This window comes from Streptomyces sp. NBC_01352, assembly GCF_036237295.1.
Lineage (GTDB): Bacteria > Actinomycetota > Actinomycetes > Streptomycetales > Streptomycetaceae > Streptomyces > Streptomyces plumbiresistens.
In genome coordinates, this window is sequence record NZ_CP108354.1 from 9,587,519 (window position 1) to 9,602,219 (window position 14,701).

Below are 14,701 nucleotides of genomic sequence, written 5' to 3' on the forward strand. Positions count from 1 at the left end.
TCATGTGCATCAGTGCTTCCATCTGCCCTTGTTCGGCGGCCTGTTGGCTTGTTCGTTCCTTTCCGGAGCTCAACGTGGGTGCCGTGTTCGGGGTGGCGAAACCAGGCTGGTCGACGGTGACGGAAGAGGAGGGGGATCAGGTGGTCACGCAGGAACAGCGGCGCGAGCTCGCCCAGTTCATCCGCAGTCGGCGCGAGCGTCGCAAACCCGAGGACGCGGGTGTGCCCGTCGTCGGTCACCGGCGCACACCCGGTCTGCGACGCGAAGAGGTGGCCACTCTGGCCGGGCTGAGCATCACCTGGTACACGTGGCTGGAGCAGGCCAGGGAGATCAAGGTCTCGAGGCAGGTGCTCGGCAGTCTCGCGACGGCGCTCGACCTCGACCAGGTCGAGCGCGACCACCTGTTCCGGCTCGCCGGTGAGGTCCCGCCCAGTGACGTCCTGCCGAGCGCCGATCTCCCCCGGCAGTACGAGCTGTTGCTCACCCACCTGAACCCGAATCCCGCGTTCATCGTCAACCGGCGCTTCGACATCCTGGCCTGGAACCAGGGGTGCGAGCTGCTCTACGGCGACCTGGGCGCCCTGCTGCCCCAGCGGCGCAACGTCCTGTGGCTCACCTTCACCTCACCCGAGGTCAGGGCCATGTCCCAGAACTGGGAGGAGGAGGCCTCGTACACCCTTGCGCTGTTCCGCACCCAGGTGGGCGAGCGCATTCTCGATCCCGACGTCGTCGTGCTCCTCCACGACCTGGCGGATTCCAGCCCGGACTTCTCCCGGCTGTGGCAGCTCAAGGAGCTGGCACCGTTCGTCCCCAAACCGCGCACGGTCAACCATCCGCGCCTCGGTGTGATCGAGCTCGAGTACATCAAGATGCATGTCGCGGACGACGACAAGACCCTCGTGGCCTATCTCGTGAACCCCGGGTCCGACCTGGAGCGGCGCCTGGAGAAGCTTCTGGAGGAGCGGGCGGACTGACCGGCCGCGCGCCGACGGAGCAGGCTGTGGCCGAGTCCCTCGCCACGGGTCGGCGGATCGCCCTGCGCTGTGGCGGACACTGCCACGCACAGGGGCTGATCGGCGGCCACTTGTACGGCGTCGAGGCCGTCGTCGTGGACGCCGCGGGCCGTACCCGGACGGTCCTCGCGCCCCGTGCATCCGACGCCCCGCTGGGGCGCGGCCGGGCCCGGGGGAGTGGGCCGGTTCTCAGGGCAGCACGCGGTCAGGCGACGGTGAACCCGCCGTCGACCGGAAGGATCGTGCCGGTCACATAGCTCGCGCCGATGAGGTACGCGATCGCGTCCGCCAGGTCGCCGGGCTTCCCGATCCGCTTGACCGGCAGGTCCTTCACCATCTCGGTGAACTGGCCCTCGCGTGCCTCCTCGGGCACGAAGGACCACCAGGGCGTGTCCACCGCGCCCGGCGCCACGGCGTTGACGCGCACCGGCGACAGCTCCGCGGCAAGCGGCGAGACGATGCGCTCGAGGGCACCGTTGACCGCGGCCAACGTCACCGTGCCCGGGGCGGCGGCGCGCGCGGTGGCGGCGGAGACCACCGTGACCGAACCGATGACTTGCGCCTTCTGAATGGCGGAGAGGTAGGCGAACAGCTTGCCGTCGAAGGCGCCCTTGATGTCGGCGAGGCTCACTCCGGCCAGCGGGCCGAGGCCGAGCGCACCTGGGCTGAACGCGAGCACCAGGTGGTCGAAGGAGCCGACACGTTCGAAGAACCGGGCCACGGCGGTCTCGTCGGTGCCGTCCACCTGCTCGGCGCCGGCGACCCGCTCCTTCACCGCTGCCAGCTTCGCCGCGTCGCGTCCGGTGACGATCACCTCGGCTCCGGCCGCCGTCAGCTTCTCCGCCGCCGCCAGGCCGATGCCGGACGTTCCACCCATGATCACAACGCGCATCTTCTGCCTCCAGTCGCTCACTGCTTGCCCCACCGAGCCTGGAGTGCTTGCCGGAAGTCATCCAGATGCGCTGTGTGCTGGTGGCATCGCTACCAGGCAGGTCAGGGTGGCGCTCCGGGACCCAGGGGCGGCTCAGCGGCGCAGGTAGCCAAGTTCCGGGAAGTGGCGCTGGTAGGCGTCCAGCAGGCGTTCGGCGACGGCGTACGAGTCGATCAGTGGGTGGATGGTGAGCGCCTTGACCGCTTGGGCGCGTTCGCCGGTGCCGGCGGCGTGGATGACCGAGCGTTCGGCTGCTTTCACCGAGCACACCAGGCCGGTGCCGTGGTCGGGCAACGGGGCTCCGGCGATGGGGCGGGCGCCGTTGGCGTCCACGTGGCAGGGGACCTCGATGACGGCGTCGTCGTCGAGGACGGGGATCCGGCCCCGGCCCCGGACGTTGAGGATGAGGGTGGTGCGCTCGTCCCGCGCGATGGCCCGCATGAGGGAGAGGGCCACCTGCTCGTATCCGCCGGATTCCAGGTCGCAGGAGTCCCGTTCGCCCATGCCGACGGCATCACGGTTCTCGGCCATGTACGTGGTCTCGCGTTCCAGGCGGGTGGAGTCCCAGGCGTTCCAGGCGGCGCGGGGCGCGGGCGGGCCGTCGGTGGTGCTCATGGCGTCGTAGAAGCGCTGTTGCTGGGAGTGGAGGAAGGCGCCGCGGGTCTGTTCTGCGGCCCGGGCGGCGCCGACCGACTCGCGGTTGAAGTAGTAGTAGTGCAGGTATTCGTTGGGCAGCGCGCCGAGTGTGCGCAGCAGGTCGGCGCCGAAGAGCTTGCCCTCCTCGAACGAGGTCAGCGCCGCCTCGTCCTCGAACAGGGACGGCAGCAGGTCGCGGCCGTCGGCGTACAGGCCGCACAGCCAGCCCAGGTGGTTCAGGCCCACGTAGTCCAGGCGGACGTGGGCCGGGTCGGCGCCGAGCGTGCCGGCCACCCGGCGGCCCAGACCCACGGGGGAGTCGCAGATCCCGATCACGCGGTCGCCGAGGTGGGCGGTCATGGCCTCGGTGACCATGCCGACGGGGTTGGTGAAGTTGATGACCCAGGCGTCGGGTGCCAGGGCGGCGATGCGGCGGGCGATGGCGGTGGCCACCGGGATGGTGCGCAGCCCGAAGGAGATGCCGCCCGCACCGACGGTCTCCTGACCCAGTACGCCTTCCTCCAGGGCGATCCGCTCGTCCGCCGCGCGCCCGGCGAGCCCGCCGACGCGGATGGCCGAGAACACGAAGTCGGCCCCGGTGACCGCCTCGTCCAGGTCGGTGGTGACGGTGACGGCGGGCGGGTCGCGGTGCCCGGCGGACTGGTCGGCGAGGACCTTGCGGATGGTCGCCAGCCGGGAGGCGTCCAGGTCGTACAGGGCCAGCTCGGTGACCCGTCCTTCGCCGTGGTCGCCCAGCAGCGCCCGGTAGACCAGCGGGACCCGGAAGCCGCCGCCGCCCAGGAGCGTGAGTTTCATACTTCGACCACCTCGACTCCCGCCTCGCGCAGCCGGGCACAGGTCTTCGCGTCCGCCTCGGAGTTGGTCACCACGACGTCGAGCTCCTCCGGCCCGCACACCCGGGCCATCCCGGTGCCGGGGAACTTGCCCGCGTCCGCCACCAGCACCACCTGGGCGCTGGCGGCGATCATCGCCCGCTTGACCGGCACTTCGACGGCCGTGGTGTCCAGCACCTGGCCGTCGGGGCGGACCCCACTGGTGCCGAGGAACAGCCGGTCGGCGTGGATCTGCCGCAGATTGTCCTCGGTGAGGAAGCCCACCAGCGAGCGGTAGTCGCGCCGGACCACGCCGCCCAGCAGGATCAGCTGGATGCCCTTGTCGTCCTGGAGTTCCTCGTAGACGGCCAGGTTGCTGGTGATCACGGTCAGGGACCGGCCGTGCAGATGGCGGGCGACCCGGTGGGCCGTGGTGCCAATGTCGAGCAGGAGCGTCTCGCCGTCCTTGACGAGTTCTGCGCACCACGCGGCCAGCGCGTCCTTGGCCTCGACCCGGACCGCGGCCACGTCGGCGAACGGGTCGTCCTCGCCGAGGAGGGGGGCGGCGCCGCCGTAGACGCGTTTGAGCAGTCCCTCGTCCTCCAGTTGTACGAGGTCACGCCGGATCGTGGCCTGGCTCGCCCCTACCTTCTCGGCGAGGAAGGTCACGCTGGTGGGACCGTCTGCGCGCAGGACGCGGAGGATCAGCTCATGTCTTCGGTCAGGGAGCATGGCGCTGACCATACTCGCGAACTCGCCAAACTCAAGCAAAGCTGCGCACGAATGTCTCGATCAGTGCTTGACTCTTGTCAAAACCGCGCACTGGGTGCACTCTCTTGCGTAATTCGAGCCGGTCTCGGGCCCCACTCCGGTCGGCCGAAGCGGATCAACGGCGCTTTTCGCCGCCATTCACGCGTCGGCACCGTCTGAGAAGACCAAGGTCACACATCCGGGCAGCGAGGTGCGTTCGCCGGCCACCGTCGCCCTCCAGCCATCCGGACCTCCCCTTTCCCCGCCATCGCCCATGACTCACGGGTCCCAGCCGGACACGTCGAACACCAGGAGAAGACCGTGGACCTTTCCCGTAGACGATTCCTTCAGGCCGCCGTACTGACGGCCGCTGCGGCAGGTGCCACCGCAGCGTGCGGCGGCGGCGCCGAGACGAGCGGCGGCAAGGACGACAAGGACCTGACCCTCTGGTACTGGTCCGGCGGCCTGAGCGACAAGGTCGTCGCGGACGCCAAGAAGCACTTCTCCTCCGACATCAGCCTCAAGACCTCCATGGTCGGCGGCGACTTCAAGACCAAGCTGCTCACCGGCCTGAGGGCCGCGCAGTCCGCCCCGGACATCACCGGCATCAAGGGCGAGGACATCGCCTCGTTCCTGCCCAACGCGGACCGGTTCATCGACCTGAAGACCGTCGGCGCGGACAAGCTGGTCCCGCAGTACCTGTCGTGGAAGCTGAAGCAGGCCACCAGCCAGGACGGCAAGCTCATCGGCTTCCCGATCGACATCGGCCCCTGCGCCATGTACTACCGCGAGGACCTCTTCGCGAAGGCGGGGCTGCCCACCGACCCCGCCGAGGTCTCCGCCCAGCTGTCCACCTGGGACGACTACTTCCAGGCCGGCGTCGAACTGCACAAGGCCCTGCCGAAGACCTTCCTGATCAACAACATCGGCGCCGTCTTCTCGATGATCATCGGCCAGGGCACCCAGCGGTTCATCGACGAGGACAACAAGTTCATCGGCGACCAGGACCACATCCGCGCCGCCTGGACCACCTCGGTGAAGCCCTACACCCTCGGCATCGACGCGAAGATCAACGACAACACCTGGAACGCCGCCGTCAGCGGCGGCACCCTGGGCACCGCGCTGGGCGCCGCCTGGTACGCGCTGGACATCACCAACGCCGCACCGGGCACCAAGGGCAAGTGGCGGGTGGCGAGCCTGCCGAGCGGGCCGTCCAACCTCGGCGGGTCCTTCCTGGCGCTGCCCGCGACCTGCGGCAACCCCGAAGAGGCCTTCAAGATCATCAGCTGGATCCTCAGCCCGGAGAACCAGGCCCGCGGCTTCACCGACGCGGCCCTGTTCCCGACCGCCCCGGCCGCGTACAAGCTGCCGGCGCTGACCGGCGGCGACCCCTTCTTCGGCGGCCAGAAGACCATCGAGATCTTCGGCCCGGCGGCTGAGAAGATCCCCGCCGTCTACGAGGCCCCGGCCGACGCGGCGGTCTCGGCGCCCTTCTACAGCGAGCTGACCAGCGTCGAGGCCAAGGGCAAGGACCCCGACGCCGCCTGGAAGGACGCCGTCAGCCAGGCCAAGCAGATCGCCCAGCGTCAGGGAGTGAAGTGACATGTCGTCAAGCCCGGTAGCCGGCCCGGCAGCGACCGGACCGTCCTCCGGACCCGACACCGGGCCCGCCGGCCGGCCGGCCCCGGACCGCCCGCGCGGTCCGGGCCGGCACGGCCGCCGGGTCCGGCCGGTGTCGGCCGGGGCTCGGCGCGGGCCGAGGCGGAAGGCCGCCAGGTACTGGCCGCAGTACCTCGCCATCTCGCCGTACTACTTGCTCTTCTCGGTCTTCATGCTCTTCCCGGTGCTCTACACCGTGTACCTGGCGTTCCAGAAGTGGGACGGCATCGGGGACATGCAGTTCGTCGGGCTCCAGCAGTTCCGGTTCCTGTGGGACGACCCGGTGTTCTGGCTGTCCGTCCGCAACACCCTCGTCATCTGGGTGCTGTCCACCGTGCCGATGCTCATTCTGGCACTCGTGCTCGCGGTGCTGGTGAACTCCACCAAGCGCCTCACGGCCTTCTACCGGATCGCCCTGTTCATCCCCAGCATCACCTCGCTGGTGGCCATCGCGATCTTCTTCGGCGCGGTCTTCAGCAACAACTTCGGCCTGATCAACGCCATCCTGAAGTCGGTGCACCTGTCGGCCGTGCCGTGGATGAGCAACGAGTGGACGATCAAGCTGGTGATCGCGGCCCTGATGACCTGGCAGTGGACCGGCTACAACGCCATCATCTACCTGGCCGGCCTCCAGGCCATCCCCTCGGAGATCTACGAGGCGGCCAAGATGGACGGGGCCGGCCCGGCGCGGATCCTCTTCTCCATCACGATCCCGATGCTGCGGCCCATCATCCTGTTCACCGTGGTGATCTCCACCGTCACCGGCCTGCAGAGCTTCACCGAACCACAGGTGCTGTTCGGCAGTGAGGCCTCCACCAACCCCAACTCCGGCGGGCCGGGCCAGGCGGGTCTGACCACGCTGCTGTACTTCTACCACCAGGCCTTCGACAACAACGACTTCGGCTACGGGGCCGCGATCGTCTGGGCCTTCTTCCTGCTGATCCTGCTCATCGTCACCATCAACTGGCGCCTGGTGCAGCGTAAGGAGCGACGGCCGTGAACAGCCAGAACCGCAAGCGCGTCCGCGGGCTGAGCGTCCATCTCATCCTGATGACCGGTGTCGTCATCTCGGTGTTCCCGTTCTACTGGATCATCGTCATGGCGACGAACACCTCGCAGGACATCTACAGCTACCCGCCGAAGCTGTGGTTCGGTTCCAACCTGGGAACCAACATCCAGCACCTGTTCGACAAGATGGACTTCTTCGGGTCGCTGTTCAACACGGTGATCGTGGCCGTCGGGACGACCCTGCTGGTGCTGTTCTTCGACTCCCTGGCGGCCTTCGCCTTCGCCAAGTACGAGTTCCCCGCCAAGAAGTACCTGTTCGGCCTCCTGCTCGCGATGTACATCCTGCCGACCCAACTGGCGATCATCCCGCAGTACGAGATCATGGTGCAGCTGGGCTGGCTGGGCACCCTCCAGGCGCTCATCGTGCCCGCCGCCGCCAACGCCTTCGGCATCTTCTGGATGCGTCAGTACACCAGCAGCGGCGTCCCGGACGAACTGCTGGACGCCGCCCGGATGGAGGGCGCCGGGTTCTTCCGCCTGTACTGGCACGTGGTGCTGCCGTGCGTCCGTCCGGCCCTGGCGTTCCTCGGCATCTACACCTTCATCGCCGCGTGGAACGACTACATCCTGCCGCTGGTGATGCTGGTCAACCCGGACCGCCTCACCCTCCAGGTGTCACTGGCACAGCTGTACGCCGGCCACTCCACCGACTACAGCATGGTGATGGCCGGAGTGCTGCTGTCGGTCATTCCGCTGGTGCTGGTGTTCACCTTCTTCGCCCGCGGGTTCATCGCCGACGCCACCAAGGGGGCGCTGCGCTGAGGGCGGCGGTCGCACCCCTCGGCTGCGCGGCGGCGCGGGTCAGCGGGTGGAGCGTCGCCGCCACTCCTCGGCCGCCGTCAGCGGAACGGGGACGGGCGGCGCCGTCGACGTCGTCAGCTCTATGCGGCGCCCCTCGGCCGACGAGCGGAGGAACGCGCTCATCGCCTCCAGCACGTGCAGGGCGAGGTCGCCGTTCGCGCGAGGCGGCCGCCGCTCGTCGGCGGTGATGAAGTCGAGCAGACCGATGCCCCGTGCGCCACCGACGTAGCCCGCCGACGGCGGGAGCGTGCGCCACTGCTCGGCGCCGAGTTCGAAGAGCCGTACCTCGCCGTCGAAGTGGTTCGGATCCGGAACCGTGAGCGTCCCCGTCTCGCCGTGGACCTCGATCGGCGCCGCCGTGGTGGTCACGCCGTCGAAGCTCGTCGTGAGGGTCGTCAGGGCGCCGTTCGCGTGCTCGAGGACACCGGAGACATGACTGTCCACCTCGACCGGTATCCGCTCGCCCGCGCGCGGACCCGAACCGATGACGCGCTCGGCACGCAGCCGGCTGGACGCCCCGATCACGGCACGCACCGGACCCAGCAGGTGGATCAGGGACGCCAGGTAGTACGGCCCCATGTCCAGCAGGGGGCCACCCCCGGCGGTGTAGTAGAAGTCGGGGTGGGGATGCCAGCGTTCGTGTCCCGGGGTGGTCATGACGGCCGAGGCGGACAGGGGGCGTCCGATGTTCCCCGCCTCCACAGCCGTCCGCGCCGTCTGGATTCCGGTGCCGAGGACGGTGTCCGGCGCGCACCCCACACCGACTCCCGCCTTCGCGGCGGCCTCCATGACGGTGTGGGCGTCGAGGAGGGTGGCGGCCAGCGGCTTCTCCCCGTAGACGTTCTTGCCGTGCCCGATGGCGCCGAGGGCGATCTCGGCGTGGGCCGCGGGAACGGTGAGGTTCAGCACCGTGTCCACGTCCGGGCTGCTCAGCAACTCCTCTACGGTCAGCGCCTCGGCGGCGGGCAGTTCGGCGGCGACCGTGGCCGACCGGGAGGCGTCGAGGTCGGCGACCGCGGTGACGCGTACGGCGGGATGGCCGACGAGCGTGTTCAGGTACGCGCGGGAGATGACACCGAGACCTACGACGCCGATGCGGTGCGCGTCGCCCACAGCATGCCCCTTTCGATGATGGTGCGGACCTGGGGGTGCTCGAGCACGTCGAGGCTGTGCCCCGGGGTCGTCACCACGATGCGCCCGGCGCCCCACCGACGGGTCCAGACCGCCGGTGAGGTGACCGGCCGGTGCCAGGGCTGCCATGGCCGGGCGGGATGGGTGGTGGTGGCCAGGACGTCGCTCAGGTCGTCGTGGAGCACCCAGTACTGCTCGGTGTTCAGCTCGAAGTCCTCGATGCCCGCGGTGACGGGGTGCTCGCGGCCGAGATCCGTGACGGTGACGACGTGCGGCAGGAAGTTGTCCTCCGCGTCCCCCCGGCGTTCACACGGCTCCTTGCCCGGATGGGTCGCGAACTGGCCTCCCACCAGGTGGAGATAGTCGGAGGAGGCGCGGAACGAGTCGGCGATGCCACCGTGCCAGCCGGTGAAGCCGGTGCCGGCCACGACCGCCGCGCTCAGTCCCGACAGCTGCTCGGGGGCGATCTCCGACATCGTGACGCACTGCACGACGAGGTCGGTGCCGGCCATCTCGGCGGCGTCGGCGTAGACCTCGGTCGACTCCTCGATCCGGATGTCGTATCCGTTGCTCTGGAGGAAGGGCAGGAACAACTCCGTGGCTTTGACCGGCTGGTGTCCCTCCCATCCGCCCCGGACCACCAGGGCCTTCTTCCGCGTCATGTGGTCCCTTCATGGGGTCGCCGCCCCGGTCTGGTCGGAGGTGTCCGCATCGAGGATGCGTCAGTCACCCGCGCTCGGGAAAGGGCTGCCGGTGCCGCGAAAGTTTCGTGAGCGCGGGCTGCCCGCCCTACGACGCGGACGATGCTCGGGCACCGACCATCCAGCAGGCCGCGGTGAAGCGAACTTCCGTGCCCTGCACAAAGGGGTCGAAGGCGGCGCGGACCGTCTCGACGACGCGCCGTCGAGTTCGCTCGTCGGCCTCGCCCAGGACGAGGCTGACGGGACCGAGCCGGGTGAAGTAGCCGACCAGTTCCTTCTCGGGCAGAGCGCAGGCCACGTCGATCGGCTGGACGTCGATGCCGGTCCAGCCGCTCTCCTCCAGGATGTGGTGGACCCTGCCGGCGTCCGCGAAGGCGAACTGGCCCGGCTCGTCCGGTCGGCGGGCGGGGAGGTTCGGCAGCAACGGGGCTGCGGCGCGTTCGGCGGTCGTCATGAACGGATTCTCCGCGGGGCCGCGCCAGGCGATGAACCGGAGCCGGGCGTCGTCCCTCGCGGCACGCCGCAGGTTGGTGAAGGCTTGGACGAAGTCCTTGAAGAACATGACGCCGAAGCGCGAGATGACGGTGTCGAAGGTGGCGGGCTCGAACGCGTGGTCCTGCGCGTCGGCACGGACGAAGGAAGCCTGGACGCCCTCCCGTTCGGCGCGCGCCCGGGCGGCGGTGACCATCGGCTCGGAGATGTCGATGCCGACGCAACGGCCCTCCGCGCCCAGTCGCCGCGCGACGGCCAGCGTGGTGCCGCCCGTACCGCAGCCGACGTCGAGCACGTGACGCGCGGGTTCGGCGAGTACCGCTTCGACGAGCAGGTCTTCGAAGGGCCTGAGCAACTCGTCCAGCACCGCCTGGGCGTCGACCCAGGCATGGGCGGCGGGTCCGTTCCAGCGGGCCGCCTGCTCGTCCTCGGTCCTGCGCGTGGCGTCCATGTTCTGCTCCTGTGGTTGCCTTGCCGGGGTGGGGATGACACCGTCCTACTTCAAGTCGACTTGAGGTCAAGAGGATGACAGACCTGGACATCGCCGAGGTGGCGCACCGCGCAGGGGTTCCCGCCTCGACGCTGCGTTTCTACGAGGAGAAGGGCCTGATCGCCTCGATCGGCAGGCGGGGCCTGCGCCGTCAGTACGATCCCGGCGTGCTGGAGCGTCTGGCGCTGATCGGCGCAGGGCGCACCGCCGGTTTCTCGCTCGACGAGATCGCGCGCATGTTCGCGCCGGACGGACAGCCCCGCATCGACCGGCAGGTGCTCGCGGCCAAGGCGGAGGAGCTGGACCGGACGATCCGCGAACTCGGCGTTCTGCGCGACTCCCTACGGCACGCCGCTGCCTGCCCCGCGCCGAGCCACATGGAATGCTCCACCTTCCGCCGCCTCCTCAAGGCCGCCGCGTCGCGTGCTGCCGCGGCGCCGAGGAGGCGGCCTCCGCGGCGATCGTGACCCGGGCGAGCGGGCCTGGGACGGTGCGTCTGACCACGACCCGCGGCCGTGTCCGAGGTGGTGACCGGTGGCTTGTTCCGGTGTTCCGCCGTCTTCTCTGGGCGGCCGTGTTGCGGGCTGTTGCAGGGGCGGGGATGTGGACTGCGCGGTGGTCGTGAACGGGGCGTCTGGGCCTGGGATCGTGCGTCTGACGACGACCCGCGGCGCTGTGCGAGGTGGTGACCGGTGGCTTGTTCCGGTGTTCCGCCGTCTTCTCTGGGCGGCCGTGGTGGGGGCTGTTGCAGGGGCGGGGATGTGGACTGCGCGGTGGTCGTGAACGGGGCGTCTGGGCCTGGGATCGTGCGTCTGACGACGACCCGCGGCGCTGTGCGAGGTGGTGACCGGTGGCTTGTTCCGGTGTTCCGCCGTCTTCTCTGGGCGGCCGTGGTGCGGGCTGTTGCAGGGGCGGGGATGTGGACTGCGCGGTGGTCGTGAACGGGGCGTCTGGGCCTGGGACCGTGCGTCTGGCCACGACCCGCGGCCGTGTCCGAGGTGGTGACCGGTGGCTTGTTCCGGTGTTCCGCCGTCTTCTCTGGGCGGCCGTGGTGCGGGCTGTTGCAGGGGCGAGGATGTGGACTGCGCGGCGCTTGCGTCTGACCACGACCCGCGGCGCCGTGTGAGGTCGTGACCGGCGGTACGTTCCGGTTTTCCGCCGCGTTCTCAGGGCGGCCGCGTTGCAGGCTGCCGCAGGGGCGAGGAAGCGGACTCCGCGGCCACCGTGAACCGGACGACCGGGCGTCGGACCCGGGCCTCGGACCCGGGCCACGGACCCCGCGCCCGACCACAACCCGCGGCCCCGACCGAAGCCGTGACCGGCGGCGCGTTCCGGTCATGGTCACACCTCTCGGTGGTCGATGCCGAGCAGACTCGCGGCGGCCCGGAAATCGGCGGTGTGGTGGCCGACCGAGAGGGACCAGTGATGGCCGACGCCCGTCGCGCTCCACGCGTCGACCCACTCGCCGGGATCACGGCCGAAGTCGACGCGGCTGGTGGTGTTGCCGATCTCCAGCAGTGGGCCGGGGACGACGGTGCCCTCGGAGGTGATGAACGACAGGCTGCCGTCGGCGTCCTGGCCGAGGCCGAGGAGGGTGACGGGGCCGTGCTGGACGTCGAACTCCACACTGACGCCCCAGCCGCGCTTGCCGTGGTAGACACCCAGGCCACGCAGCAGCGGGTCACGGGCGCTGACGGCGAGGTGGGCAGGCCCGTCGTGGCCCATCTCCACGACGCCGTCCTCGAAGTCGAGCGCCTGGATCTCGGTGAAGGAACCGCCGGCTCCGATGCTCTGCGAGGCCAACTGGGCGACGCTCGTGCGCAGTTCGTACTCACCGGCCGCGGGCACGCCCCGGGCGGTGAGCAGGGAGGCGCCCAGGATCATGCCGGCGCCGAGCCGCTCGTGCAGTTCGCCGTCGAGCCCGCGGTGGTAGTACGCGAGGGTGTCGAGGCCGAAGTCCGCCACGAGCCGGTCGAGCGCGACCGACACGGTCGCTCCCCACGCGAAGTCCTCGTCCACCACGCTGTCGTCGACGGTGAAGACCCGGCGGGCGAGCGCCACGCGTTCACGGGTCTCCTGCTCGGTCACCTTCTCCACCCGGTGCCGCAGGTCGTCGAACTCCAGCACCTCGACGTGCGAGCCGAACGTCGCCGGCAGCAGGGTCAGGTCGGTCGACACGTCGAGCATGCCGGGATACAGATGCCCCATCAGTCCGTGCCGGGCGTGCCGCAGCGCGGCGCGGACGTGCGCGGCCCGGACCCACTGCTCGATGCGCCGCCAGGCCGACTCCTGGCGCAGCCAGCCCGACACCGACCGGAAGGGGATGCCGGCGCGGCGGAAGACATTGCCGACCTCGGGCACGGGGCACTGGCCGCAGTACGCCAGCCAGGCGCCCGTGTCGAAGGAGGCGTGGTCCATCCGTTCGGAGGGCTGGAGGTCGATGACCAGGACGGGGGTGTGCGCGCGCCGGGCGATCGGGAGAACCATCGACGAGGTCAGGTACGTCGTCAGGAACAGCACGATCAGGTCGCAGTCGGCCCGGCGGAGCTCCTCGGCGGCGACCGCGCCTTCCTCGGCGTCGGAGATGAAGCCGACGTCGGTCACCTCCGCGTCCATCTGCCGCAGCCGCTCGGTGACGTACCGGGCCGATTCCCGCAACTGCGGGAGGAGGTCGGGGAACTGCGGCCAGTAGGTGCCGAGGCCGCCCGCGACCAGTCCGATCCGGGTACGGCGGCGGGGCACCGCGGGCAGCACCTCGCGCAGAGTGGTGGCGCGGTCCGCGGTCACGGTCGTGGGTTCGGTCGTTGCCATGGGCGGTGTTCCTTCCGAGGTCCGGTGCGGTGTCAGGCCCGGGCCGCTCCCAGACGCGCCGGGGCGGCGGCGGTGTCGGGGGAACGCCGGATGAGGACACGGACGATGTACACGCCCGCGACCCCCGAGGCCGCCATGCAGAGGGTGATCGACCAGAGCAGCAGGGACGCGCTGTACTCCATCAAGGCGGGCGTGACGAACGCGACGCCCGCGAAGACCCCCCGTGACAGGGCGTAGGTGAGGCCCTGCGTGGTGCCGCGGGTGTCCGGCGGCAGCGTGAGCTGGGACCACACCTTGTAACTGGTCTCTCCCGCAAAGGGATTGGAGATCTGGTAGAGCACGAAGAAGACGAGCATGCCGACGAGGGCGCCGGCTGTGAGCGAGGCGATGCAGAAGGCGACGACCTGGACGACGGTGAAGACGTAGAACAGCCGGTCGCGCCAGGGGGTGTCGGCGATCCGGACGAAGAAGAAGGTCAGCACCAGCGCGATGGGGAGGAAGACCAGGTTGATTCCGGTGGCCAGGCTCTGTGAGGCACCGCTGACCGTGACCAGCAGGTAGGTGCCGAACTGGCCGATGGTGTTGGCGCCGATGCCCCAGGTGACGTAGTAGACGAAGGTCGCGGCCATCGGCAGCAACGCGGCACGGTTCCACACGTTCTTGAGCTCGACGCCGCGCGGGGCTGCCAGCGCGGCCGCCTCCTCCTGCACCGCGGCGTCCGACGGCTCCTCGGCCAGTTGCAGACGGGCGCGGAACTGCCAGGTGAGCAGCGCGGCGACGGCCAGATGGCCGGTGATGATCCGCGCCCCGGTCATGCCGGTGTCCGACAGGACGTAGCCGAGGAAGATGGCGACGACGATGCCCATCACCCACATGACCTGGGTGAAGGACACGAGACGGGCCCGGCCGTCGGCGGGTGCGGCGTCCGAGACCACGGCCAGCGAGGTCGGCAGGTCGGCACCGGCCGCCAGCCCCGCGACGAGCACGCCGGCCAGGAGCACGATGTCGTTCGGCGCCAGCGTGATGACGATGGCGCCGAGGGCGTAGCAGAGGATGTCCAGGTTGTAGACACGGCGGCGCCCGAACATGTCGGCGAGCCGTCCGCCGACCAGGGAGCCGACGGCGATGCAGCCGGTGACGATCGCGCTGATCGCCCCCGCCATCCACACGCCCATGTCGTAACTGTCCCGGTAGATGGCCAGGTTGACGGAGATGCTGACGATGAGCGCGGCATCGAGGTACGAGGCCATGCCCGACAGCGCCGCAACCTTCCAGAGGCGTTTGGGGATGGGCGGTTTCGGGTGGTCCGGGGCAGCGGAGGTTCGGGCCATGATGCGACTCCGTCGTCTGGGGAGGGGCCGAGCGGAGGGGCCGAGCGGAGGGGG

The 14,701-nt window shown here is 69.9% G+C and carries 13 protein-coding genes; 5 read left to right on the plus strand and 8 right to left on the minus strand.

Annotated elements, in window-relative coordinates; genetic code table 11:
• Window positions 1-140: 140 nt before the first annotated feature.
• Window positions 141-974: a helix-turn-helix transcriptional regulator gene (locus OG252_RS43970; RefSeq protein WP_329343255.1), complete on the plus strand. Its 834-nt coding sequence runs from the start codon at window positions 141-143 to the stop codon at window positions 972-974.
• Window positions 975-1,218: 244 nt separating this feature from the next.
• On the opposite strand, the gene OG252_RS43975 is transcribed toward OG252_RS43970, so the two are convergent.
• The 3 genes from OG252_RS43975 to OG252_RS43985 all read right to left on the minus strand — a co-directional run bounded on the left by OG252_RS43975 (window position 1,219) and on the right by OG252_RS43985 (window position 4,145).
• Window positions 1,219-1,905: an SDR family oxidoreductase gene (locus OG252_RS43975; protein WP_329343257.1), complete on the minus strand. Its 687-nt coding sequence runs from the start codon at window positions 1,903-1,905 to the stop codon at window positions 1,219-1,221.
• Window positions 1,906-2,037: 132 nt separating this feature from the next.
• Entirely contained in the window at window positions 2,038-3,396 is a 1,359-nt protein-coding gene (locus OG252_RS43980; RefSeq protein WP_329343259.1) for a 6-phospho-beta-glucosidase, read from the minus strand.
• Window positions 3,393-4,145, minus strand: coding sequence for a DeoR/GlpR family DNA-binding transcription regulator (locus tag OG252_RS43985; protein ID WP_266444717.1), 753 nt, complete (start codon window positions 4,143-4,145; stop codon window positions 3,393-3,395). The genes OG252_RS43980 and OG252_RS43985 overlap by 4 nt, the downstream gene beginning before the upstream one ends.
• Window positions 4,146-4,484: 339 nt before the next feature.
• Here OG252_RS43985 and OG252_RS43990 point away from each other — a divergent pair, with 339 nt between their 5' ends.
• The 3 genes from OG252_RS43990 to OG252_RS44000 are packed head-to-tail and all read left to right on the plus strand — an operon-like array spanning window position 4,485 to window position 7,652.
• Entirely contained in the window at window positions 4,485-5,765 is a 1,281-nt protein-coding gene (locus OG252_RS43990; RefSeq protein WP_266444719.1) for an extracellular solute-binding protein, read from the plus strand.
• Between the two features lies 1 nt (window position 5,766).
• Entirely contained in the window at window positions 5,767-6,822 is a 1,056-nt protein-coding gene (locus OG252_RS43995) for a carbohydrate ABC transporter permease (RefSeq protein WP_266444721.1), read from the plus strand.
• 50 nt (window positions 6,823-6,872) lie between these two features.
• Window positions 6,873-7,652, plus strand: a complete 780-nt coding sequence (locus OG252_RS44000; RefSeq protein WP_266448847.1) for a carbohydrate ABC transporter permease — start codon at window positions 6,873-6,875, stop codon at window positions 7,650-7,652.
• 39 nt (window positions 7,653-7,691) lie between these two features.
• Here OG252_RS44000 and OG252_RS44005 read toward each other — a convergent pair whose 3' ends face one another.
• From OG252_RS44005 to OG252_RS44015, 3 genes are all read right to left on the minus strand, one after another.
• The gene (locus tag OG252_RS44005; protein ID WP_329343261.1) at window positions 7,692-8,804 is read right to left on the minus strand and encodes a Gfo/Idh/MocA family protein; all 1,113 of its coding nucleotides are present in this window, start codon (window positions 8,802-8,804) and stop codon (window positions 7,692-7,694) included.
• Window positions 8,774-9,484 carry a ThuA domain-containing protein gene (locus tag OG252_RS44010; RefSeq protein ID WP_329343263.1) on the minus strand — a complete coding sequence of 237 codons (711 nt, stop codon included), beginning with the start codon at window positions 9,482-9,484 and terminating at the stop codon, window positions 8,774-8,776. The genes OG252_RS44005 and OG252_RS44010 overlap by 31 nt, the downstream gene beginning before the upstream one ends.
• Before the next feature lie 127 nt (window positions 9,485-9,611).
• A complete protein-coding gene (locus OG252_RS44015) occupies window positions 9,612-10,466 on the minus strand; it encodes a class I SAM-dependent methyltransferase (protein WP_266444733.1) in 855 nt (284 codons plus the stop codon).
• Window positions 10,467-10,540: 74 nt separating this feature from the next.
• Between OG252_RS44015 and OG252_RS44020 the strand changes: the two genes are divergently transcribed.
• Window positions 10,541-10,972 (plus strand): helix-turn-helix domain-containing protein, encoded by a 432-nt coding sequence (locus tag OG252_RS44020; RefSeq protein ID WP_266444736.1) that lies wholly within the window; start codon window positions 10,541-10,543, stop codon window positions 10,970-10,972.
• An 874-nt stretch (window positions 10,973-11,846) separates the two neighbouring features.
• Here OG252_RS44020 and OG252_RS44025 read toward each other — a convergent pair.
• A complete protein-coding gene (locus tag OG252_RS44025) occupies window positions 11,847-13,316 on the minus strand; it encodes an L-fucose/L-arabinose isomerase family protein (RefSeq protein ID WP_329343266.1) in 1,470 nt (489 codons plus the stop codon).
• A gap of 32 nt (window positions 13,317-13,348) precedes the next feature.
• Window positions 13,349-14,647 carry an MFS transporter gene (locus tag OG252_RS44030; protein ID WP_329343268.1) on the minus strand — a complete coding sequence of 433 codons (1,299 nt, stop codon included), beginning with the start codon at window positions 14,645-14,647 and terminating at the stop codon, window positions 13,349-13,351.
• Window positions 14,648-14,701: the final 54 nt, after the last annotated feature.

Bases quoted from the DNA above. Each gene is read 5' to 3' on its own strand.
- OG252_RS43980 (WP_329343259.1), bottom strand. From the start codon at position 3,396: ATGAAACTCACGCTCCTGGGCGGCGGCGGCTTCCGGGTCCCGCTGGTC.
- OG252_RS44010 (WP_329343263.1), bottom strand. From the start codon at position 9,484: ATGACGCGGAAGAAGGCCCTGGTGGTCCGGGGCGGATGGGAGGGACAC.
- OG252_RS44020 (WP_266444736.1), top strand. From the start codon at position 10,541: ATGACAGACCTGGACATCGCCGAGGTGGCGCACCGCGCAGGGGTTCCC.
- OG252_RS43985 (WP_266444717.1), bottom strand. From the start codon at position 4,145: ATGCTCCCTGACCGAAGACATGAGCTGATCCTCCGCGTCCTGCGCGCA.
- OG252_RS44000 (WP_266448847.1), top strand. From the start codon at position 6,873: ATGACCGGTGTCGTCATCTCGGTGTTCCCGTTCTACTGGATCATCGTC.
- OG252_RS44015 (WP_266444733.1), bottom strand. From the start codon at position 10,466: ATGGACGCCACGCGCAGGACCGAGGACGAGCAGGCGGCCCGCTGGAAC.
- OG252_RS44025 (WP_329343266.1), bottom strand. From the start codon at position 13,316: ATGGCAACGACCGAACCCACGACCGTGACCGCGGACCGCGCCACCACT.
- OG252_RS44030 (WP_329343268.1), bottom strand. From the start codon at position 14,647: ATGGCCCGAACCTCCGCTGCCCCGGACCACCCGAAACCGCCCATCCCC.
- OG252_RS43995 (WP_266444721.1), top strand. From the start codon at position 5,767: ATGTCGTCAAGCCCGGTAGCCGGCCCGGCAGCGACCGGACCGTCCTCC.
- OG252_RS43975 (WP_329343257.1), bottom strand. From the start codon at position 1,905: ATGCGCGTTGTGATCATGGGTGGAACGTCCGGCATCGGCCTGGCGGCG.